Here is a 21,164-nt window from a genome sequence, read left to right on the forward strand (position 1 = left end):
GTGTCGGCCCAATTCGATCCTGGGATGTGTACTGTGCTGCGTCATCGTCTACCGGCCACGCTGGCCGTTCTCGCCCTCCTGGTGCCGGCCGGCTGCGGCGCGGCCGACGAACCGGCCGACGAGCCGGCGTCGGCCGAGAACACCGCCGTCGGCGAGCCCTGGTACGACGAGATCACCCCGGCCAGCGCCGACGGTGCCGCCGGTGGCGCGGACGGGCCCTGCCCGCTGCCGGTCACCTTCCCGGTCGCCGAGGGCTGGCAGGCCGAGACCGTCGAGTTTGACCCGACGACCGCCGAGGATCCGGAGTTGGCCGCCGAGATGGCGGCGATGATGACGGTGCGCGGTGGCGCCACCGCACAGTGCGAGATGGGCCGTGGCCCGGGTGGCGGTTTCCTCCGGGTCTGGACCACCGAGCAGGGTGTCACGCCCCGGGCGGCCCTGGACGCCTTCCTCGCCGACACGTCGCTCGAGCAGGCCACCGAGGCGCAGTTCCGTGACCTGACCGTCGATGACCTCACCGGTGTGGAGGCGACCTGGGTCAGCCGAAACTCGCTTGACGAGGTCAACCGCGGCTGGGGAGCGGCCGTTTCGGCGAACGGGCAAGCCCTGCTGTTCGTGACCAACGAGAGCGTGTTCACCGACCATTCCGACATGTTGCCGGTGTATCGGTTGGCGGTACAGGGGGTGCGTACGGCGGGCTGACCGGTCCACCGACCGGGCCCCGGCCGACCGGGCCCCGGCCGACCGGGGTAGCTCAGCTGCCGCAGGTCGTGGCGGGCAGGCCGGATACCGGCACCGGTGCGCGGCCGGCCGGGATGGCCTCGCCGGCCAGCACCTCGGCCAGCCCGGTCATCGATGCCGGGCTCGACGAGTAGGTCGCCAGCAACGCCGGGGAGTCCGCCTCGGCCAACAGGTACGGGGTGTTCACAGCGACGGTCACGGCGGCGTCGGCGCTCAGGTCGTCGGCATCGTCGCCGTAGCCGACCAGGTGGACCACGGCACCGCCGGTGTCGGTCACCGGCACCCCGGCCGCGGTCAGCTTCTCGATCAGCCTCGCGCGGCTCTGTTCCTGGTCGGCGGAGGCGGTCACGGTGACTGGCCCGGAGACCGGGTTGCCACACGGGCCGCGCAGCGCGGTCACCGCGGCGGTAGCGAGTTCGGTGGCCGCCGCCTGGTGGGCCGGCGCGCCGAGGACGTCCAGTTCCGGGGTGGCCGCGCCGGCCAGGGTGAACTTCATGGTCAGCACCCGGGTCACCGCCTCCACCAGCCGGGTCCGGGGCAGCGAGCCGTCGCGCAGCGCGGCGAGCAGCCCGTCGTACGCCTGGCCGACGTTCGGCGGCATGAGGATCAGGTCGTTGCCGGCGTTCAGCGCCCGGACCGCGGCCTCGCCGGGCGACCAGCGCTCGGCGGGGGCCATGTTCATCCCGTCGGTGATCACCACTCCCGAAAAGCCGAGTTCTCCGCGGAGCACCTCGGTGAGCAGGGTGTGCGAGAACGTCGCCGGGGTGCCCGGGTCGACGGCGCTGACATCGAGGTGCCCGGACATCACGGCGAGGGCACCGGCCTCGATGCCGGCTGCGAAGGGACGCCAGGCCTCCTCCTCAAGCACGGTGCGGGGCTGCGGCAGCACCGGCAGTTCCTTGTGGGAGTCGGTGGCGCTGTGCCCATGGCCGGGAAAATGCTTCAGCGTTGCCGCGACGCCGTTCGCCTGTAGACCGCTCACTGCCGCGCTGACCTGCTCGGACACTGTCGACGGGTCGGCGCCGTACGACCGGGACCCGATCACGGTGCTCGGGGTGACCAGCACGTCGGCGACGGGAGCGAAGTCCAGGTTGATGCCCATGGCGGCGAGTTCGGTGCCGGCGGCCCGCCAGGCGGCCTCGGTCAGCTCGGGTTTGCCGGCGGCCCCCGCGGCCAACGCGCTGGGCAGCAGGGTGACCCCGTCGCTGATCCGGGTGACCACCCCGTACTCCTGATCGGTGCCGATCAGAAACGGCGCCGCGCCGGTGGCAAGGCCGGCGGCGGCGGACCGCAGCCCGGTGGTCAGCTCCCGGACCTGTTCCGGGTTGTCGACGTTGGTGGTTACCTGGTTGCCGCTGGTCGGGTCGTCCGCGCTGAAGCCGACGAGGATGAGCCCGCCGAGGCGGTACTTCGCGATCATCTCGGCGGGGGTGTCGACGCCGGCCAGTTCCTGGTTGCCGGCGGCCGAGCCGGCCGAGACCTGATCGGCGGCGGCACCGTAGGCGAATGGCATCAGCACCTGGCCGACGAGGTCCTCATCCGCCAGCGTGCTGGCCAGGGCGGCAGCACTGGCCGCCGGGTCCTCGACCGGGCCGATGGGCGACGGGCCGGCCGCCGGGCCACTCGTCGCCGGGGTCGGCTGCGCGCGCCCCGGGCCACCGGTGCAGCCGGCAAGAAACAGGGCGGTGAGCACGGCCAGCGCGATGACCGCGACACCATTACGTCGGGCAGGTATCGACACGCGAGCCATCCCACTCTTTCGACGTCGATTGGGCAGGTCGACCCTACCCGCGCCGAATGGCCGCCACCGAAAGACGTAGCGACCTCACCTTTTGGGGTTGGACCTCAGCCGACGCGGGTGAGCAGCGTCACCGGGGCGCCGTCACCGGCGTACCGGTAGGGCTCCAACTCGGCGTCCCAGGCCGCCCCGAGGGCCTTCTCCAGGGCGTGGGCGAGGGCCTCGGGCGCCCGCGCCTCCGCCATGATGCTGCGCAGTCGGTCCTCACCGAGCTGAATGTCGCCGGCCGCGCCGACGGTTGCCTGGAAGAGCCCGCGGCCGGGGACGTACATGAAGCGTTCGCCATCCGCGCCGGGACTCGGCTCCTCCGTGACCTCGAAACGGATCATGGGCCACTGCCGAAGGGCAGCAGCCAGCTCGGCGCCCGTTCCGGGGCGGCCGGTCCACCCGCACTCCGCCCGGCGGGCGCCGGGGTCGACGGGCTGAGCCGTCCACTGCAGGTTGACCGGCGCCGCGAGGACGCGCGCGATCGCCCACTCGACGTGCGAGCACACGGCGAGCGGGGTCGAGTGGACGTATACGACGCCACGCGTTGGCACGGTGACCTCCCGGGGAGCGAGGTGCGTCTTCCCCTACGACCTCGTCGCGCCAGGTGGCTACCGGGGCACATCATGACTGGTGTGACGGATGGTGCGCTAGCGATTCGGAAAATCCGGGTCCCGGAATAGCCGGTCGGGTGAGCCCGTTGCACCAGCCCGAGGCGGTGGCCAACCTGCAGCCCCGCTCGTGTACAGTTCCATTGGCGGCCTGTGCCGCGAACTTCTGCGCGGGATCGCCCACCGGGTGAGGCCCGCACCAGCCCCCGGACGTCTTACCCGCGTCCTTACCGTACGTCTGCAAGGAGTACCTCCGTGGCGAGTAACACCTCGAAGACCGCGCGCGCGTCTGTCCGGGCCGGCCAGGCTGGCCAGGGTGGTGCCCTCAGCGTGCTGGGCGAGTTCAAGTACGTGATCCCGCTCAACGGCGGCCGGAACGCCTACGTGCGTAACCTGACCAACGGCAAGACCGAGCACCTGCGCACCGACTCCGACGCTTTCATCGAGGAGATCCGGACGCTGGCCGCCGCGGGGCACGCCGCCAAGATCCGGGCCGAGCTGAGCGCCCTCAACACCACCCACCCGGGTGACGGCTGGGACGCCACCGAGAAGCGCCTCGTCGAGGCCGGCGTCTTCGAGGGCTGACCCTCCCGCCAGCCAGCTGCCCCGGTCGGGGAGCGACAAACGGAGCGGCCCGTCGGGACATCCCGGCGGGCCGCGCCCTTCTTCGGGTGCCGCGGGGTGCCGGATCCGCACGGCCCAGGGAGGCGGCGATGCCGGACGTACGGGAACTCCGCCTCGCTGACGCTGTTCGCCTGCACGTCGAAACCGACGGTCCGGTTGACGCCGAGGTGACCGCCGTGCTGCTACACGGCTGGACGCTGGACGGAAGTATCTGGCACCGGCAGCTCGCCGAGCTACGAGACCGCTTCGGCCCACAGGTACGGGTGGTGACGTACGACGCGCGCGGGCACGGGCGTTCCAGCTGTATGACGCTGCCCACCGCCACCCTGGCCCAGCTCGGCGACGACCTCGCGGCGGTGCTGGACGCCGTCGTCCCCACCGGGCGGGTGGTGCTCATCGGCCACTCCATGGGCGGAATGACAATCATGGAGTACGCGCACCGCCACCCCACCCACTTCGCCGCCCGCGTCGCCGGTCTGGTCTTCGTCTCCACCACCGCCGAGGGGCACACGCACACCGTCTACGGCCTGTCGCCCCGGGTCGCCCGGCTGATCCGGCTCGCGGAGAGCACCGGCGCCGGGCTCCTGGCCCGCTGCGGATCCCGGCGGCCGCCCCGGCCGTTACTCCGCGCACTCCGGCCCAGCATCCGCTGGATACTCTTCGGCGACCGGTACAACCCGGCCGACCTTCACCTGGTCACCCACGCCGTGGCCCACACGTCACTCCGCTCGATCGGGTTCCGCGCCTCGATCGGCGCCCAACACCGGCTGGCGACCCTGACCGCCCTGACCCACCTGCCGAGCGCCACGCTAGTCGGTGACCGAGACCGGCTGACCCCGCCGCCGTGTACCGAGTCCATCGCGGCGGCACTGCCGACAACCCGACGGACCGTGTGCCCCGGTGCGGGTCATCTGCTGATGCTGGAGCGCCCCGACGCGGTGAACACCGCCCTGGCCGGGGTGCTGGGCCAGGTTCTCGACGGCCCCGCGCCGGTCGTCCGGTAAGGCCGCACCGAACCTGAAACTTACGGGACACGGCCGGGGCGTACCCTCGTGCGGTTGACCACCGCGCTGGTCACCGACGCCAGGAGGAACGAACGTTGACCGACCGGACCGAGCTGGAACAGGAGATCGCCGTCGAGCAGCGGCACCTGGACCGGGTGTACGCGCGCCTCGCCGAACTGCGCCAGGCGGCGGTCCGCGCCGAGTCCGACGGCTACCGCCTGGCCCGGGTCGGCAACTTCGGCGCGCTGGTCGAGCGGGACGCGATGGTCTTTCACGCGGCGCAGCGCCGGCACCTGCTCGACGCTGAGCACGAGGGGCTCGTCTTCGGCCGACTCGACCTGCACAACCGGCAGGTGCTGCACGTCGGCCGGCTCGGCATCCGGGACGAGAATGCCAGGACACTGGTGGTGGACTGGCGGGCCCCGGCCGCCGCCGCCTTCTACCGGGCCACCCCGGCACAGCCGCTGGGCGTGATCCGTCGCCGCATGATCTCCTCAAGCGGAGAGCGCGTCACCGGGATCGAGGACGACCTGCTCGACCCGGCTGCCACTCCGCCGGATATGACGACGGTCGGCGACGGCGCCCTGCTGGCCGCCCTGTCCCAGGCAACCGGACGGGGAATGCGGGACATCGTGGCGACCATCCAGCGGGAGCAGGACGAGGCGATCCGCTCGCCGGGCTCCGGTGTCACCGTGGTCTCCGGCGGCCCGGGGACCGGCAAAACGGCGGTGGCTCTGCACCGCGCGGCGTACCTGCTCTACACCGACCGCAGCCGGTACGCCGGCGGCGGCATTCTGGTGGTCGGGCCGTCGGCCGTGTTCGTCGAGTACATCGGGTCGGTGCTGCCGTCGCTGGGCGAGGAGACCGCCACCCTGGCCGCGCTCGGTGGGCTCTTCCCGGGGGTGCGGGCAACCCGTACCGATCCACCGGAGGTCGCCGCGGTGAAGGGCTCGCTGCGGATGCGGCGGGTCTTGGAGCGGGCCGCCCGGGACGCCGCGCCGGGCACCCCGGACGAGCTGCGGCTGCTCTACCGGGGCGAGCTACTGCGGGTGGATCGTCGCGAGCTGACCGCGATCCGCGATCGGGCGTTGCGGCGGGGCGCGCGGCGCAACGAGGTACGCCGGGTCGGCTTCGACGGCGTCTTCGCCGCGCTCTGGGCGCAGGCCCGGCAGCTGGGCATTCCCGGCCTGCCGCAGCAGCGGGCGTTCGAGGACGAGTTGGCCGACCGGACGGACTTCCGCGAATTTCTCAAGGCGTGGTGGCCGCGGCTACACCCACGGCACGTACTCGGCTGGCTGGCCGAGCCCGAGCGGCTGCGCCGGTACGCCGCGGGCGTGCTCTCCGCCGACGAGGTCCGGCTGCTGGGCGAGGCGTACCGGGCCGGGGCCGCCGTTGAGTTGACCGTGGCTGACGTCGCGCTGCTCGACGAGTTGGACGCCCTGCTGGGCAAGCCGATGAAGCCAGCCCGGCCGCGGCGGGACCCGTTCCAGCTGGCCGGCGGGGTACGCGAGCTCAGCACGTTCAGCGATCGGCAGCGCGCCGCCCGAGCGGCGGCCCGGGAACGCCCCGAGGACTACCGCGAGTACACGCACGTGGTGGTGGACGAGTCCCAGGACGTGTCGCCGATGCAGTGGCGCATGATCGGCCGCCGGGGGCGGTTGGCCTCGTGGACCGTCGTCGGCGATCCCGCGCAGACGGCGTGGACCGGCGACCCGGCGGAGTTGACTCGAGCCCGCGACCAGGCGCTCGGCCGGCGCACGCGGCACCACTTCACCCTGACCACCAACTACCGCAACCCGGCGGAGATCTTCGCGGTGGCGGCGGCCGAGATCCGGCGGGTTGATCCGGACCTCCCGCTGCCGACCGCCGTCCGCTCCACCGGGGTTGACCCGGTGCGGCTGAGCGTGCCGCCGGCCGAGTTGGAGACCACCGTGCTGGCGGCGGTCAACACGCTGCTCGCCGAGGTCCCCGGCACGGTCGGCGTGGTCACGCCGGTGCCGCGCCGGACCGAGGTCGCCGGGTGGCTGGACGGGATCGACGCACCCCGGTTGCAGGTGGTGACGAGCCTGGAGGCCAAGGGCATGGAGTACGACGGCGTCGTCCTGGTCGCCCCGGGCGAGATCCGGGCGGAGCCGGGGTCGGGCGTACGGACGTTGTACGTCGCGCTGTCCCGCGCCACCCAACGGCTCACCACGGTTGACCTGTCCGGTTGAGCGGGGCTCGACCGGTTCAAGCCACGTCGCGGTTCCGCGGCAGGACTCAGGGCCATTTCCCGCAGATAGCTACACACATGGCAATGTGAACATAGGTTGGGTGCAGGACCGGACAGCCGGCGAAAGGTGTCCGAGTGGGTGCAGCACATGACCACCACGGGGCGGTGGCCAACGCGGGGCAGCGACATCGAGGACGCCTCTGGGCCGCCTTCGCCCTGCTCGCCGCCCTGATGGTGACGGAAGCGGTGACCGCCGTCCGCACCGGATCTCTGGCCCTGCTCAGCGACGCCGGGCACATGTTCACCGATGTCCTCGGCATCGGCATGGCCCTCGCCGCGCTGACCGCCACCCGGCGCCGCAACGGTGACCCGCAGCGGACCTTCGGGCTCTACCGGCTGGAGGTGCTGGCCGCCCTCGCCAACGCCCTACTCCTCTCCGCCGTCTCGATCTATGTGCTGGTGGAGGCCGTCCGGCGGTTCGGTGATCCGCCCGAGGTGAACACCGGGCCCATGCTGGTTGTGGCCATCCTGGGCCTGCTCGCCAACATCGTCGCCTTCGCACTGCTACGCCCGGGCGCACAGGAGAGCATCAACATCCAGGGCGCCTACCTCGAGGTGCTGGGCGACCTGCTCGGCAGCCTCGGCGTGATCGCGGCGGCACTGGTCATCGCCGGCACCGGCTGGTGGTGGGCCGACCCGCTCGTCGCGGTGGCGATCGGGCTGTTCATCCTGCCGCGGACCTGGCGGCTCGGCCGGGCAGCCCTACGCATCCTGGTGCAGGCCGCGCCGGAGCACCTGAAAGTCACCGCGGTGCACGACCGGCTGGTCGCCGTATCCGGGGTGAGCGACGTGCACGACCTGCACATCTGGACCCTCACCTCCGGGATGGAGGTAGCCTCCGCGCACCTCACCATCGCCCCCGCCGCCGACCTCGGTACGGTCCTCGGAGCCGCCCGGTCCGCGCTGAAGGAGGACTTCCGAATCGAGCACGCGACAATACAGGTCGAGCCGGCGCCAACCCATGGGGACTGCGGTTCCGTCGGGTGGTAGTAGTTTCTGATCAACTGCCGGGGTAAGCCCGACTCAGGAGCACCGGTTAGGCTCTGAGCCGGCCTGCGCCAGGCGGCACCCACCGGTGCCGGCGGGGCCACCGCCTAATCACCCGCCAGGGTGAGCCGGGGAACCAGGTACCTGGGGTGCATCCGCGTCAGCGGTAGGGATCTTCCGTCCCGAACCCGTCAGCTAACCCGGTCGGTGGTCGACGGAAGGACATCTACATATGCCAGCAGTGGCACCCGTACGACCCCGCGCCGCCCGGGTGGCGGCACTGATCGTCGTGGCGCTCACCCTCAGTGTCGGCCTCGCCCCGGCCGGCCCCGCGGCAGCCGCTCCCCCCGCCCGGCAGATCGCGGTGACCGACGATCCGGAGGGCGGGACCCCCGCCCTTCGCGCCGAGCTCGAGGCAGCCAGCAAGGGATATCTGGACGCCAAACAGGCGCTGACCGAGTCGGTGCAGCGGCAGCAGCAACTCACCGACCAACTCAAGACCACCGAGACCGTGCAGGCCGAGCGCACCGAGCTGGTTGAGCAGATCGCCGACCAGGCATATCGGAACGGTCCGCTGCGCACGGCGTCGGTGCTACTCGACAACACCTCACCCGCGAACTTCCTGGACCGCGTCGCGACGCTGGAGGCGATGGCCGCCAACGAGAACAAAGCTATAACCGAATTGCAGCAGACCCAGGAACGGATCGCGCAGGACACCCGCGCGGTCGAAGCGGAGATCATCGAACAGCGCAAGCAAGAGGCCCTGATGGCCAAGCGCAAGCAGCAGGCGGAGCAGGCGCTGACGGTCGCCAATGAGCAGGCCAGCGCCGCAGCCGCCGCCACCAACACCACCCAGAACTCGACCCAGGCAGCCCCGGCCCCGCGCAACCCGGACGGCTCCTGGCCGGCCGAAACCTGCAGCGTCAATGATCCCACGCCGGCGGATGGTTGCATTACCCCGCGAACGCTGCATGCGCTGAACGAGGCCAAGTCGGCCGGCTTCACCCGCTATGTGTCCTGCTATCGCCCCGGCAGCTCCGGCGAGCACCCTAAGGGCCGGGCCTGCGACTTCGCCGCTCAGCAGGACGGCTTCGGCGGAGATGCCACCGGCGACGACCGGACATACGGCAACAACCTGGCGGCGTTTCTGGTGGACAACGCCGACCAACTCGCGGTGCTGTACGTGATCTGGTATCGACAGATCTGGTTGCCCAGCAGTGGGTGGAAGTCGTACAGCGGGGCCGCCGGCGACCCCTCCAGCGACCATACAAACCACGTGCACCTGTCGGTTTACTAACCCGGGTGGTCGGGCCGGAAGCCGTCCGCTGGCGAACAGCCCCCGGCCCACCGCCGGAGCACGAGCTGGGTCAACCCCCCGGCAGGACCTCCGGGGCCGCCGCCTGAGCGAAGTAGGGCTCGGGGGCGCCGAAGAGGCCGAGTAGGCCAGCGACCCAGAGCTGCCGGTGCACGAATCGGCTCGGCTCGGTCACCACCAGCTTCACACCGCTCACCTCGGCGGTCTGGAAGCCGGCAACCATCGCGCTGATGCCGACAGAGTCGATGAAGGTCACCAGCCGCATGTTCAACTCGATGCGGCGAGGATGGCTCTTCGCCAGGGCCTCAGCGACCGCCTCACGCACCTCGTATGCGGTATCGACGTCGATTTCACCGCGGGGTGAGATCTCGACGACGCTCCCGGGTAGGACCGATTTTACGATCGACAGGCTCACGCGAGCACCTCCACTCGCCCGTCAACAGGCGCCTCATCAGTACGCAGGCCGCGACCGAGAGTATTCCTCCCACACACTCGGTCGCCACCCCCTGGGATGAGTAGTTCTTGTAGTTCGTTTGCCAGGTCAGCCTTATCCGAATATTTCACCCTTCGGTTACGGAGCCGCCTTAACGGGAACAGCCCCCAACGCGAACAGCCTTCATCCGGAACGGTTCTCCACCTGAACAGTTATCCACCTGAACAGTTCTCAACCCAAACAGTCAAGGGCCGGAGTACCCGAGACCCGAAACAGTCACGGCCCAATGTAGCGGCCCGGTGCGACGAAAGGCTGCGACCCCAGGCCACCCGGCGTGGTCGCCCAGCACGCGCTCAACCGGCACCCCGGCCCCACAAACCGCCTCGTCACGCCGGCGCTGCGGGGTCGGGGAACCATCCGGGCCGGGTGAGCCCTCCTCACCCCGCTGCCGGCGACAGTGGGAGGCATGACCGATCCGAACGTGCCGGCCCGGTCGGCACGCGGCAACCGTTTGGTGGTGCGGTGATGACGACCCCACACCAGGTCACCCCACTCCTCCGAACCCCGGTGACGGAGAGCGACCACATCCGGGGACCGGTGGACGCACCGGTGACCCTCGTCGAGTACGCGGACTTCCAGTGCCAGTTCTGCGGAGTGGCCTACGCCAACCTCGCCGAACTGCTCCGACAACGGTCCGACACGGTCCGGCTGGTCTACCGGCACTTCCCGATCTCCAACGTGCACCCGTACGCGGACAACGCCGCCCATGCCACCGAGGCGGCCGGCGTCCGAGGCCAGTTCTGGGAGATGCACGACTGGTTGTACGAACACCAGGACCAGCTCGACCCGGTGCACCTCTCGCTCGGCGTCGGACAACTCGGCCTCTCCGCGGCCGAAATCGACGCCGAGACCGATCAGCAGGCCCACGGCGACCGAGTCCGGCGAGACTTCGTCGGCGGCATCCGCAGCGGCGTGCAGGCCACTCCGACCCTGTTCGTCAACGGTGCCCGACACAACGGTGGATACGACCTCGCCGACCTGCTGGCGGCGGTCGACGCCGCCTACCCGGGATAGTGGGCGCCGCAGCGGCGTTGGTCGCCGCCACCGATCGGATCAGATCAGCCGCAGTTCCCGGGCCCGACGGACGGCCTCCCGGCGGCGAGTGGCGTCGAGTTTGCGATAGATGTTGCGGACATGGGTTTTGACCGTGTTGATCGACAACGACAGCTCGGCCGCGATCTCCACGTTGGAAAGGATGCTCTGCAGGTAACGCAGGATGGTCACTTCACGCTCGGTCAGTGGCTCGGCCAGTGCGGCCCTGGCCGGCCCGGCCCGTTCGTCCGGCTCCTCCGCCCCGCGGACCAGGTCGCTCACCGCCGGCCAGTGCGCCGTGCCGGTATCCAGATGCGCTGCCAGCAGGTCGCGGATCTCCGGATCGGCGCGGGTGAACGGCCGCCGGACCCCCTCCGCTCCGGCGAGGTCGAGGGCGGCTTCCAGGGTCCGGTGTGCCCGTCGGCCATCTCCCACCTGCTCGGCCAGCGCCACGTGCAGCACCGCGGCCTCCACCCGCACCGGTAGCGGCCAGTCCGCCGCCTCGGGCGCCTGCCAGTCGGGCAGGACCGCCTCGGCCGTCCGGACATCCCCCGCCCGGAGCTCCACCCGAGCGAGGCCCACCGCGAGTTCTGGGCCCGCCCCAACCAGCAGCTCGCGGGCGGCGTCCAGGTCGCCCTGACCCGCATGCAGGTCGGCCTCGGCAGCCCGCAGCCACCGCTCCAGCTCCCCCCGCGGGCCGCCCGGCTGCTCCCCGGGACCACCCAGCCGCTCCCGCGGACCGCCCAGCCGCTCCCGGGCCGCGACGAGCAGCCGGTACCCACCCGTACGGTCACCGGCGTCCCGCAACAGGTGGGACCGGCACCACGCCACCACCGCCCCGGCGGCCGGCTCCACGGTCGCCGGCTCCGCCAACGCCAGGTTCGCCGCCGCCTCCTCGGGCTGCTCCCGCAGCAGCGCCACCACCGCCAGCGCCAGGTACGCGTACCCGCGGTCGGTTCGGCAGGACCACCCCTGGCCGGGCGGAAGGGCGAGCGCGGAACGGGCCCCCGTCTCCGCCTGCCGCAGGTCACCGCGGATCGCGCGCAGCAGCGCTACCCGGCTGGCACCGGCCAGCTCGGTTCGTACCCATCCGGCGGCCCGGGCGACCCGGGACGCCGCCGCCAGCTGCCGCTCCGCGCTGCCCAACTCGCCGAGCGCGACATCGACCAGGCCGAGCGCGGTGCCCGCCACCGCCCACCCGTCGGCATCCTCGACGGTGGTCTCTCCCGGTTCGGCGGTGGCCAGTAGCTGGTCCTGTCCCCCGGATGCCCCGGTCACCGGACGGGTGGCCAGCAGCCGGGCGGCGGCGGCGCGTACCGCCGGAATGTCGTCGGACCAGCGGACCACCGCGAGCTCCACCGCGGCGACCAACCGGGCAAAGCGCTCCCGGCGGGACACCGGCAGCTCACTCACCGCCCCGGCTGACCGCAGGTACCCCTCGGCGGCCAACAGATCCCCCGCGTACGCCCGCTCCGCCGCGCACGCCAGGGCCAGCTCCGGGTCCCGCGCCAGGGCCTCGGCCGGTGGTGGCGGTGGCGCGGTCGAACCCTCCCGGTCGTACGGCGCCAGCTCCGGCCAGGTCGAGCGGAACAGCTCGGTGGCCCCGGACCAGTCGCCGCCCTGGAGCGCGTGCCGCAGGCCGTCGGCGGGCCGCCCGTTGTCGGCGTACCAGCCAGCGGCGCGCCGGTGCAGCTCCCGCGCGTCAACGGCGGGCAGCCGGGCCAGCTCGTCGCGGAGCAGATCGGCCAGGAGCGGATGGCAGCGGTACCAGGAGGGCTGACCGTCGTCGTGCCGCAGTACACCGCCGACACCGGCCAGCTCGGCCAGCCTCGCCGCAGTGTCCGGGCGGCCGGTTACCGCGTCGGCGAGGCCAGCGCAGGCGGCGTCCGCCAGCGCCGTGCTCCGCAGCAGCTCACGGTCGTCCGGATCCAACCCGCCAAGGACTTCCTCCCGCAGGTATCCGGCGATGTCCGGCTGGTCACTGCCGAGCTGCCCCACCCACCGGGCCGGGTCCGGCTGCCCGGGCAGGGCGAGCGCGGCGAACCGGAGCATCGCCGGCCAGCCACCGGTGCGCTCGCGCAGCCGCCGGACCCCCTCCGCCGGTAGGGCCGTCCCATGTGCGGTCAGCAGGTCGGCGACCTCGTCGCCGGTGAAGGCCAGATCGTCTGGACCGAGCTCGGCCAGCTCACCGGCCAGCCGCCACCGGTGGACCGCCAGCGGCACCCCGGCACGAGCCCCGGCCACCAGACGCAGCCGCTGCTCACAGTGGCGGAGCAGGAACTCCAATCCGGCGACCGCCGCCGGGTCGGTGATCCGGTGCAGGTCGTCCAGGACCAGCAGCACCGGCCGCTCTCGGGCGGCAAGTGCAGCGGCCAGCACCTCCAGCTGGTCCAGGCGCGGCGGACCGTCCAGCGCCGCCGATCGCAGCGGACCGTCCAACGCCTCCGACCCCAGCGGAACGGGCCGCAGCGCCGCCGCCAGGTACGACCAGAGACGTTCGCCGTCGTCACCGACCTCCACCGAGACCCAGCCCAGGTCCGGCACCGGATCGCCGCCGGTGGCGGCCTGATACCAGGAGGTGAGCAACGTCGTCTTGCCCCAGCCCGCCGGCGCGGCGACGAGCGTCACCGGTACGGCGGTGCCCTCGTCAAGCTGCCGTAGCAGCCGGGGCCGCAGGACCACCGGTCCGGGCAGTGGACCCGGGGTCAGCCGGGAGGCCAGTAGCGGCGCACCGGCTCCCGTGGTCTGCCGTCGCTCCTCCGGCATCGGCCCACCCCCATCGGACACGTTCTCCCCAGGCCCGCGGTTACCCGGCCGGTGCCGGTTCACCCCTTCCGGGGGAACCCGGTTCACCCAGGCCAAGCCGACGCTGGAAAGAGTGACGTCCGGCGCGGCGGAAACCCGGGCAACGGGCCGGACCGGTGTCGGACGGATCCGACGGGAGGCACGGGTGAGACACCGTACGAGACGGGCCGGGACCGCTGCCGGAATGCTGGCGAGGCTCGCCGGTGCCCGACCACGGGTTAACCCGGCCGACCTACATACCGGTGCCCCGCCGGCCGGTGGTTGGGAGGTGGTGACGATCAACCGACCGCCCAACGAGGTCTTGCCCGGCGGGCGACGGCCGGAGCCGCTACGCCGACTCGGCCGCGCCATCCAGGTGGACGTCTGGCCCGCGCCAGCGGGCCGGGGCACCGAGCTGGCGGCGCGGATCCGTCCTGGTGCGACCCTTCCGGGCCTCGCCGCGCACGTCGCCGGTGACGACCCCGCCCGGGTGGTGCGGACCGCGTTGCGACAGGCCAAGCAGTTCGCCGAGACCGGTGAGGTGCTCCGCGCCGACCGCTCGCCGATCGACCGGGGGCTGGCCGGATGAGGGCGCTGTGCTGGACGGGCGCCGGCCGGGTCGCGGTCCGGCAGGTACCCGATCCGGAGCTACGCAACGGCCACGACGCGATCGTGCGAGTACGCCTGAGCTCCACCTGCGGCGGGGACCTGCCCCTCCTGGCCGGCCGGGCACCGTACCTGGCCGACGGGGATGTGCTCGGGCACGAGTTCCTGGGCGAGGTCGTCGCGGTGGGACCGCAGGTACACCGGCACCGGGTCGGCGACCGGGTGGTGGTCAGCTCCACCGTGGCCTGCGGCTCCTGCTGGCAGTGCCGCTCCGGCGCACCGTGGTGCTGCGACAACGGAAACCTGGTGCCGGAGGCGAGCGAGCTGGCGTACGGCCAGGCCGTGCCCGGCGCCTTCGGGCGACCCACCGCCGCGGGCGGGTTCGCCGGTGGGCACGCCGAGTACGTCCGCGTCCCGTACGCCGATGTCGGCGCGTACGGCATCCCGGAGCCGGTGAGCGACGAACGGGCGCTCTTCGCCGCGGACGCCGCCCCCGCCGGTTGGCTCGCCGCCGAGCTGGGCGGGGTCCACCCGGGAGCCGTGGTGGCGGTCTGGGGTGCCGGGGCGGTCGGTCAACTCACCGCCCGCGCGGCCAGCCTGCTCGGCGCCGACCGGGTGATAATCCTGGATCCGCTGGAGGACCGGCTGCGGATGGCACGACGGCACACAGCCGCGGAGACGGTCGATCCACGGCACGCGGACATCCCCGCCGAGCTACGCGAACGAACCGGCGGGCGGGGGCCGGACATCTGTGTGGAGGCGGTCGGACCGGCCTGGGACGGACGGCCGCGTTCCCTGGCCGGGCGGTTCACCGGCGCGGCGGAGCGCCCCCGGGCGGTCTACGAGGCGGTGCACTCCTGCCGTAAGGGCGGCACCGTGGTCGTGCTCGGCGAGTTCACCGGGCAGGTGGACGCCTTTCCGCTGGACGCGGTCGGCGCCAAGGGGTTGCGGGTGCGGGGTGCGCGGCCGCACGGGGCGGGGCAGGTGCCGACACTGCTGGAGCGAATGGCCCGCGACGAGCTACGGACCGAGCACCTGGCCACCCACCGGCTGCCGCTGGAGGAGGGGGCGCGCGGGTACGCGCTGTTCCGGGACCGACGGGACGGCTGCGTCCGGGCCGTCTTCAGCCCGGATCTGCCCCCTGCCGGATAGCCGGCTCAGGTGGCAGACTCGGCAGATGCCTCCGGAGCGGACGTACGACCTCGTCCTGTTCGGCGCCACCGGCTTCACCGGGAGCCTGACCGCCGAATACCTGGCCCGACACGCGCCGCCCGGGCTGCGCTGGGCGCTGGCCGGGCGGAACCCGGACAAGCTCACCGCCGTCCGGAGTCGACTCGCCGCCATCGATCCGGCCCTGGCCGAGCTGCCGTTGCTCACCGCCGATGTCACCGACCCCGCGTCGCTGCGGACGGTGGCCGAGCGCGCCCGGGTGGTCGCCTCCACCGTGGGCCCGTACATCCACCACGGCGAGCCGCTGGTGGCCGCCTGCGCCGCGGCGGGCACCGACTATCTCGACATCACCGGCGAACCGGAGTTCGTCGACCTGATGTACGTACGACACCACGAGACGGCGGTCCGCACCGGCGCCCGGCTGGTGCACACCTGCGGTTTCGACTCGATCCCGTACGACCTGGGTGTCTGGTTCACGCTCAAGCAGCTCCCGCCGGGGGCACCGATCAGCGTTGACGGCTTCGTCCGGGCCGGGGGGCGCTTCTCCGGCGGCACGTACCACTCGGCCCTGACCGCGTTCTCGCGGACCGGCGAGACGAGCCGGGCCGCCGCGGCCCGGCGGGCGCTCGAGCCGCGACCGGAGGGTCGACGGGTCCGGGCGGTGTCCGGCCGGATCGCCCGCTCCCCCGAGCTCGGCATGTGGGCGGTGCCGCTGCCGACGATCGATCCCCAGGTGGTCCGCCGCTCGGCGGCCGCCCGCCCGGAGTACGGGCCGGACTTCCGCTACCGGCACTTCGCGGCGGTACGGCGGCTCCCCACCCTGCTCGCCGGGGCGGCCGGGATCGCCGCCGTGACGGTGCTGGTGAAGCTGCCGCCGACCCGGCGGTGGCTGTTCGGTCGGCTCAGCCCCGGGCAGGGCCCGAGCCCCGAACGGCGGGCCCGCTCCTGGTTCCAGCTGCAGTTCCTGGCCGAGAGCGGCGGGCAGCAGGTGCGCACCGAGGTGGCCGGTGGTGACCCCGGCTACGACGAGACGGCGAAGATGCTCGCCGAGTCGGCGCTCTGCCTCGCCCTGGACGACCTGCCCGCGACCACCGGCCAGGTAACCCCGGTCACCGCGATGGGCGATGCCCTGCTGGAGCGGCTCCAACGCGCCGGCATCACCTTCCGCGTGCGGTAGCCGGAGCCGGCGCTGAGGGCAGGCCGGGGGCGGTGGGCCCGCGACGGTAGCATCTGGTGGTCCACCTGATATCCGGACGGAGGCGTACGGAGCAGCATGCTCGACATGGAGTTGATCCGGAAAGATCGCGACGCGGTGGCGTCTGCGCTGGCCAAGCGACTGGACCCGGCGGAGGTGAGCCAGGCGCTGGACGAGCTGTCGCAGCTTGACCAGCAGCGGCGCAGTCTGATCTCCGAGATCGACGGCGAGCGGCAGCGCCGCAAGGCGGAAGCCCGGGCGTACGCGGAGGCCAAGCGGGCCGGCCGCGAGCCGGAGCCGACGGTGGCCGAGGCCGGTCGTCGGCAACTCGCCGAGTTGGAGACCGAGCTGGGCCAGGTGCAGGACCAGCTTCGGGTGCGGATGAGCGAGCTGCCGAACCTGCCCGCCGAGGACGTGGTGCCCGGCGGCAAGGAGGCCAACCGGGTGGTGAAGACCTTCGGCGAGCCACCGGCGATCGAGAAGGTGCGCGACCACGTCGAGTTGAGCCGGCTGTTGGGCCTGGTCGACCACGAGCGGGGCGTGAAGCTCGGCGGCTCCGGTTTCTGGATGTACACCGGCTTGGGCGCCCGGCTGGAGTGGGCACTGGTCAACTGGCTGATCGACCAGAACATCGCGGCCGGCTACGAGTTCCTGCTCCCGCCGCATCTGCTGCTGGAGACCGCCGGCTTCGCCGCCGGGCAGTTCCCCAAGTTCTACGACGACGTCTACCACCTGGGCCGGCAGTCCGCCCCCCGCGGTCAGTTCCTGCTGCCGACCGCCGAGACGGCGATCCTCGGGGCGTACCAGAACGAGATCCTGGACACCACGAAGCTGCCGCTGAAGGTCTTCGCGTACACCCCGTGTTACCGCCGCGAGGCGGCCGGGTCGCACTCGGACGAGCGCGGCACCGTGCGCGGCCACCAGTTCAACAAGGTGGAGATCTTCCAGTTCGTCCTGCCGGAGCAGGCCGACGCGGCGCTGGAGGCGATGGTCACCCACGCCGAGGGCCTGGTGGAGCGGTTGGGCCTGCACTACCAGCGCAGTCTGCTCGCGGCCGGCGACTCGAGTGCCGCGATGCGCAAGACCCTCGACATCGAGGTCTGGATGCCGAGCACCGGTAAATACAAGGAGGTCTCGTCGGTCTCCTGGGGCGGTGACTACCAGGCCCGCCGGGCGGCGATCCGCTACCGCGAGCCGGGCGGCAAGCAGACCCGCTTCGTACACACGCTGAACGGCTCGGCGCTGGCCACCAGCCGCCTCTTCCCGGCGATCCTGGAGCAGTTCCAGCAGCCGGACGGCAGTGTCCTGGTGCCGGAGGTGCTGCGGGACCGCCTCGGCACCGACCGTCTCACCCCGCGCTGAGACCGCCGGAATCACCGCCGCCGCGTGCCACGGTCGGTAAGTCGCTGTTGCTGATCGGCGACCAGTCGGGGCGATCGACCTCCCAGTAGCTGGCGGGACCAGGGGTGTCGACCCGCTTCCCACGGTGCCGCTGCCACGCCCTGACGCCCCCGGCGACTGCCGGGGGCGTCAGGCGGTGGTGGATCGGTCAGCCGAAGCAGGTTGGTACGGGGTTGGGGCTGCCGGTGCAGTTGGTGGGTCGGTTGTTGATGATGATGACCTTGCCGAAGACGTCGATCACGCCGCCGTTGTAGACGCCGCCGGGTTCGTTCTGGGCGAGGTTGTCGGTAACGCGGACGTCGGTGAGGGTGAGGACGGTGGTCGGGTCGGACGGTTCGAAGTAGATCCCGCCGGCGACGTCCCCGGCCTGGTTGCCGGAGATGGTGGTGCGGCGCAGGGCCACCACCGGGTCACCGTCTTCTGCGCCGATGATGGCGATGCCGCCGCCGTCGCCGCTGGTGGCGGTGTTGTAAACGATCTTACTGTCCTCAATGGTGGCACCGATGTCCTCAAGAAGGTAGAGGCCCCCGCCGGAGGTGGCGGTGTTGTCGGTGACCTTGACGTGCTGGAGCAGGAGGGACTCGTCGCCGTCGTCGTAGATGCCGCCGCCGAGACCGCTGGCGGTGTTGCGGGTGATGGTGCTGTGGACGATCTCGGTGAGGTCACCGTCGCCGTGCACGCCACCGCCGTCGACCGCGGTGTTGTCGCTGATCACGACGTGGCTCACGGTCACGTTTCCGTCGTCGTTGACCAATCCGCCGCCTTCGTCACCAGCGGTGTTGTGGGTGACCTTCGACTTGCTGATCAATAGGGCGGCGTTGTCGTTGTAGAAGCCGCCACCGTCGCCGCCGACGGTGTTGCGGGTGATGGTGCTCTTGGTGATCGTGACCTTGCTCCGGTCACTGTAGATTCCGCCACCTTCGCTGGCCTCACCGGTGGCGATGTTGTCGCGGACGGTGACCCGTTCGAGGGTCAGTCGGGTGCCTTCACCAGCGAGGATGCCGCCGCCGTCGAGGTCCATAACCTGTCCGCCGGCGACGGTGAGGTCTTTGAGGGTGAGGTCTCCGCCAGTGGCGACCTCGAAGATGCGGAAGTTGTCGGCGGAGGCGGCCCGGACGATGGTGGCGCCCTGGCCATAGATCGTGATGGGCTGGAAGACCGGGGGTAGCCCGTTGTCGTCCTGGTTGACGGTGAGGGTGTAGGTGCACTTCTCGGCTAGGCGGAGCGTGCCGCCGCCGGCCTGGTTCGCCGCGGTGATCGCGGCGATCAGCGCGTTGGGGTCACAGGGCACCGGGGTGCCCTTGGCCTTCCCGTCACCGTGCGCATCCCGCTTCCAACCCGGGTTGCCGGCAGCGCTCTTGTCACCTCCCTGGTCAGTGTTTGCGGAGCCGCTTCGGTGCTGCTCCGGGCCGCCCTTGCCGGGGGCGCTGCCGCCGTCGCCCCCGGGGAGGGAGGCTCGGGCGAACACCCCTGGCGCCTGGGCGAGGCTCATGGATCCGGTGGCGGCAACGGTCGCGAAGCCGGCGAGAGTCGCTACCCCCAGCGTCGTCGCGGTCCGGGTGAGGCGCCGCCGACGGGGCCTTCCCGCTGGCCGTGCTTGGTCCGGCATCGTGCTCTACCTTCGTGTCGGTCGGTCCGCGCTCCTGGTGAAGCGGTGGGGCGGCCGTCCCAGCCGCACAAGCAGTTAAAGGCCACCAAACCGAATGATGAGGTCGTTTCACCGCAAAATCCCTCATATCGGCACAAGAACCTCATCTCACACCGCGCCGTAGCCGACCACGCTGCCAGCTCACCGCACCTCCTCCCGGGCTGCTCGGGCTGACCTCCCACCCGGCCCAACCCTCGCGTACGCCCGTACGACGAGCGGTGGCCTTTTCGCCCCTGGCATGGGGACAGGGTCCAGGGGTATGACCGGAAGATGAGGGCAAGCTTCCGGCTCGGCCGGATCGTGGGCGTACCAGTCGGGGTCAACTGGAGTGTCCTGGTCATCTTCCTGGTGATCGCCTGGGCGCTCTCCGCCAACCAGTTCCCCCGCACCTACCCGGACCAGCCGGGGATCGCGTACCTGCTCGCCGGCCTCGCCGCCGCCGTGGTCTTCTTCCTCGGCCTGCTCGCCCACGAGGTCTCCCACGCGGTCGTCGCCAAACGCAACGGGCTCGAGGTCGGCGGCATCACGCTGTGGCTCTTCGGCGGTGTCGCCGAGCTGAAGGGCGAGGCGCCGAACCCGGGCGCCGAGCTGCGCATCGCCGGGATCGGGCCGCTGGTGAGCCTGCTGCTCGGCGTCTTCTTCGGCGCCATCGCGGCCGGAGTGGCGATGACCGGGTACGACGGGCTGTGGCTCGGCGCGCTGGCCTGGCTCGCCGGCATCAACGTGCTGCTGGCCGTCTTCAACGTGCTTCCCGCCGCCCCGCTGGACGGCGGGCGGCTGCTGCGGGCGGCGATCTGGAAGGCCACCGGGGACCGGACCAAGGCCTCGGTGGTGGCCGCCCGGGCCGGCTGGGTCCTCGGGGCGATCCTGATCGGCCTGGGGTTCTGGCAGTTGTTCGCCGGCGGCGGGTTCGGCGGCCTGTGGCTGATCCTGATCGGTTGGTTCCTGATCGGCGCCGCGACGATGGAGCAGCGGCAGGCCCAGATGGGCAGCGCCCTGAGCGGTATCCGGATCGCCGAGGTGATGACCCCGGAGCCCCAGACCGCCGCCGGCGACATGACCGTGGCCGACTTCATCGAGCACTACCTCTTCGCCTACCGGTACTCGACGCTGCCGCTGGTCGCCGGCGACCGACCGGTCGGGCTGATCACCCTCGACCGGATCCGGCGGGTACCGGCCGATCGGCGCTCCACCACCACCCTCGCCGAGGTCGCCTGCGGCACCGACGAGTTGGTGCTCGCCGCCCCGGATGAGTCACTCAACGAGCTCCTGCCCCGGCTCACCGACTGCGCCGACGGGCGGGCGCTCGTGGTGGAGGACGGGCGGCTGGTCGGGATCGTGTCGCCCAGCGACATCAGCCGGGCGGCGCAGCGCGGCAGCATGCGGGAGCAGTTGGCCGGGCAACCAGGTTCCTGACGGGTGCGGTTACCGCCGGCCGGGCCGGGAACTCCCAGACGATGAGCAGCCACCGTGTTCCGGCGCCACCGACCACGCCCGG

17 protein-coding genes and 1 riboswitch are annotated in these 21,164 nt (G+C 71.9%); of the genes, 12 read left to right on the plus strand and 5 right to left on the minus strand.

Annotated features, from left to right (window positions below; translation table 11 throughout):
- Nucleotides 1-24: 24 nt before the first annotated feature.
- Nucleotides 25-702, plus strand: a complete 678-nt coding sequence (locus tag SALPAC2_RS0110030) for a lipoprotein (RefSeq protein ID WP_188115909.1) — start codon at nt 25-27, stop codon at nt 700-702.
- Between the two features lie 52 nt (nt 703-754).
- Here the strand turns inward: SALPAC2_RS0110030 and SALPAC2_RS0110035 are convergent, their stop codons facing one another.
- Nucleotides 755-2,491, minus strand: a complete 1,737-nt coding sequence (locus tag SALPAC2_RS0110035; RefSeq protein ID WP_018216530.1) for a glycoside hydrolase family 3 protein — start codon at nt 2,489-2,491, stop codon at nt 755-757.
- Between the two features lie 95 nt (nt 2,492-2,586).
- Complete coding sequence (locus tag SALPAC2_RS0110040; protein WP_018216531.1) at nt 2,587-3,078, minus strand: DUF3145 domain-containing protein; 492 nt, start codon at nt 3,076-3,078, stop codon at nt 2,587-2,589.
- Between the two features lie 312 nt (nt 3,079-3,390).
- On the opposite strand from SALPAC2_RS0110040, the gene SALPAC2_RS0110045 reads away from it, so the two are divergent.
- The 5 genes from SALPAC2_RS0110045 to SALPAC2_RS0110065 all read left to right on the plus strand — a co-directional run bounded on the left by SALPAC2_RS0110045 (nt 3,391) and on the right by SALPAC2_RS0110065 (nt 9,319).
- Nucleotides 3,391-3,720 carry a hypothetical protein gene (locus SALPAC2_RS0110045; RefSeq protein ID WP_018216532.1) on the plus strand — a complete coding sequence of 110 codons (330 nt, stop codon included), beginning with the start codon at nt 3,391-3,393 and terminating at the stop codon, nt 3,718-3,720.
- Between the two features lie 128 nt (nt 3,721-3,848).
- Nucleotides 3,849-4,763, plus strand: coding sequence for an alpha/beta fold hydrolase (locus SALPAC2_RS0110050; protein WP_018216533.1), 915 nt, complete (start codon nt 3,849-3,851; stop codon nt 4,761-4,763).
- Nucleotides 4,764-4,858: 95 nt separating this feature from the next.
- Entirely contained in the window at nt 4,859-6,976 is a 2,118-nt protein-coding gene (locus SALPAC2_RS0110055; RefSeq protein ID WP_018216534.1) for a HelD family protein, read from the plus strand.
- 134 nt (nt 6,977-7,110) lie between these two features.
- A complete protein-coding gene (locus SALPAC2_RS0110060) occupies nt 7,111-8,025 on the plus strand; it encodes a cation diffusion facilitator family transporter (protein WP_018216535.1) in 915 nt (304 codons plus the stop codon).
- 91 nt (nt 8,026-8,116) lie between these two features.
- Nucleotides 8,117-8,248: riboswitch (cyclic di-AMP (ydaO/yuaA leader) on the plus strand.
- A 15-nt stretch (nt 8,249-8,263) separates the two neighbouring features.
- Nucleotides 8,264-9,319: a coiled-coil domain-containing protein gene (locus tag SALPAC2_RS0110065; RefSeq protein ID WP_018216536.1), complete on the plus strand. Its 1,056-nt coding sequence runs from the start codon at nt 8,264-8,266 to the stop codon at nt 9,317-9,319.
- Between the two features lie 70 nt (nt 9,320-9,389).
- Here the strand turns inward: SALPAC2_RS0110065 and SALPAC2_RS0110070 are convergent, their stop codons facing one another.
- Nucleotides 9,390-9,752, minus strand: a complete 363-nt coding sequence (locus SALPAC2_RS0110070; RefSeq protein WP_018216537.1) for an STAS domain-containing protein — start codon at nt 9,750-9,752, stop codon at nt 9,390-9,392.
- A 543-nt stretch (nt 9,753-10,295) separates the two neighbouring features.
- Between SALPAC2_RS0110070 and SALPAC2_RS0110075 the strand changes: the two genes are divergently transcribed.
- On the plus strand, nt 10,296-10,844 hold the full coding sequence (locus SALPAC2_RS0110075) for a DsbA family protein (RefSeq protein WP_018216538.1): 549 nt from the start codon (nt 10,296-10,298) through the stop codon (nt 10,842-10,844).
- A gap of 39 nt (nt 10,845-10,883) precedes the next feature.
- Here SALPAC2_RS0110075 and SALPAC2_RS0110080 read toward each other — a convergent pair whose 3' ends face one another.
- Entirely contained in the window at nt 10,884-13,628 is a 2,745-nt protein-coding gene (locus SALPAC2_RS0110080; RefSeq protein WP_018216539.1) for a LuxR C-terminal-related transcriptional regulator, read from the minus strand.
- Nucleotides 13,629-13,851: 223 nt separating this feature from the next.
- Between SALPAC2_RS0110080 and SALPAC2_RS0110085 the strand changes: the two genes are divergently transcribed.
- From SALPAC2_RS0110085 to serS, 4 genes are all read left to right on the plus strand, one after another.
- Nucleotides 13,852-14,235 carry an SRPBCC family protein gene (locus SALPAC2_RS0110085; RefSeq protein WP_018216540.1) on the plus strand — a complete coding sequence of 128 codons (384 nt, stop codon included), beginning with the start codon at nt 13,852-13,854 and terminating at the stop codon, nt 14,233-14,235.
- On the plus strand, nt 14,232-15,404 hold the full coding sequence (locus SALPAC2_RS0110090; RefSeq protein WP_018216541.1) for an alcohol dehydrogenase catalytic domain-containing protein: 1,173 nt from the start codon (nt 14,232-14,234) through the stop codon (nt 15,402-15,404). Before SALPAC2_RS0110085 ends, SALPAC2_RS0110090 begins: the two co-directional genes overlap by 4 nt.
- A gap of 25 nt (nt 15,405-15,429) precedes the next feature.
- Nucleotides 15,430-16,599, plus strand: a complete 1,170-nt coding sequence (locus tag SALPAC2_RS0110095; RefSeq protein ID WP_018216542.1) for a saccharopine dehydrogenase family protein — start codon at nt 15,430-15,432, stop codon at nt 16,597-16,599.
- Nucleotides 16,600-16,695: 96 nt separating this feature from the next.
- Nucleotides 16,696-17,979, plus strand: coding sequence for a serine--tRNA ligase (serS, locus tag SALPAC2_RS0110100; RefSeq protein ID WP_018216543.1), 1,284 nt, complete (start codon nt 16,696-16,698; stop codon nt 17,977-17,979).
- 187 nt (nt 17,980-18,166) lie between these two features.
- Here the strand turns inward: serS and SALPAC2_RS0110105 are convergent, their stop codons facing one another.
- Nucleotides 18,167-19,510 carry a right-handed parallel beta-helix repeat-containing protein gene (locus SALPAC2_RS0110105; RefSeq protein WP_018216544.1) on the minus strand — a complete coding sequence of 448 codons (1,344 nt, stop codon included), beginning with the start codon at nt 19,508-19,510 and terminating at the stop codon, nt 18,167-18,169.
- Between the two features lie 426 nt (nt 19,511-19,936).
- Between SALPAC2_RS0110105 and SALPAC2_RS0110110 the strand changes: the two genes are divergently transcribed.
- Entirely contained in the window at nt 19,937-21,082 is a 1,146-nt protein-coding gene (locus SALPAC2_RS0110110; RefSeq protein WP_018216545.1) for a site-2 protease family protein, read from the plus strand.
- Nucleotides 21,083-21,164: the final 82 nt, after the last annotated feature.

Origin of the sequence: Salinispora vitiensis, from assembly GCF_000378825.1 — a bacterium.
GTDB classification, from domain to species: Bacteria; Actinomycetota; Actinomycetes; order Mycobacteriales; family Micromonosporaceae; genus Micromonospora; species Micromonospora vitiensis.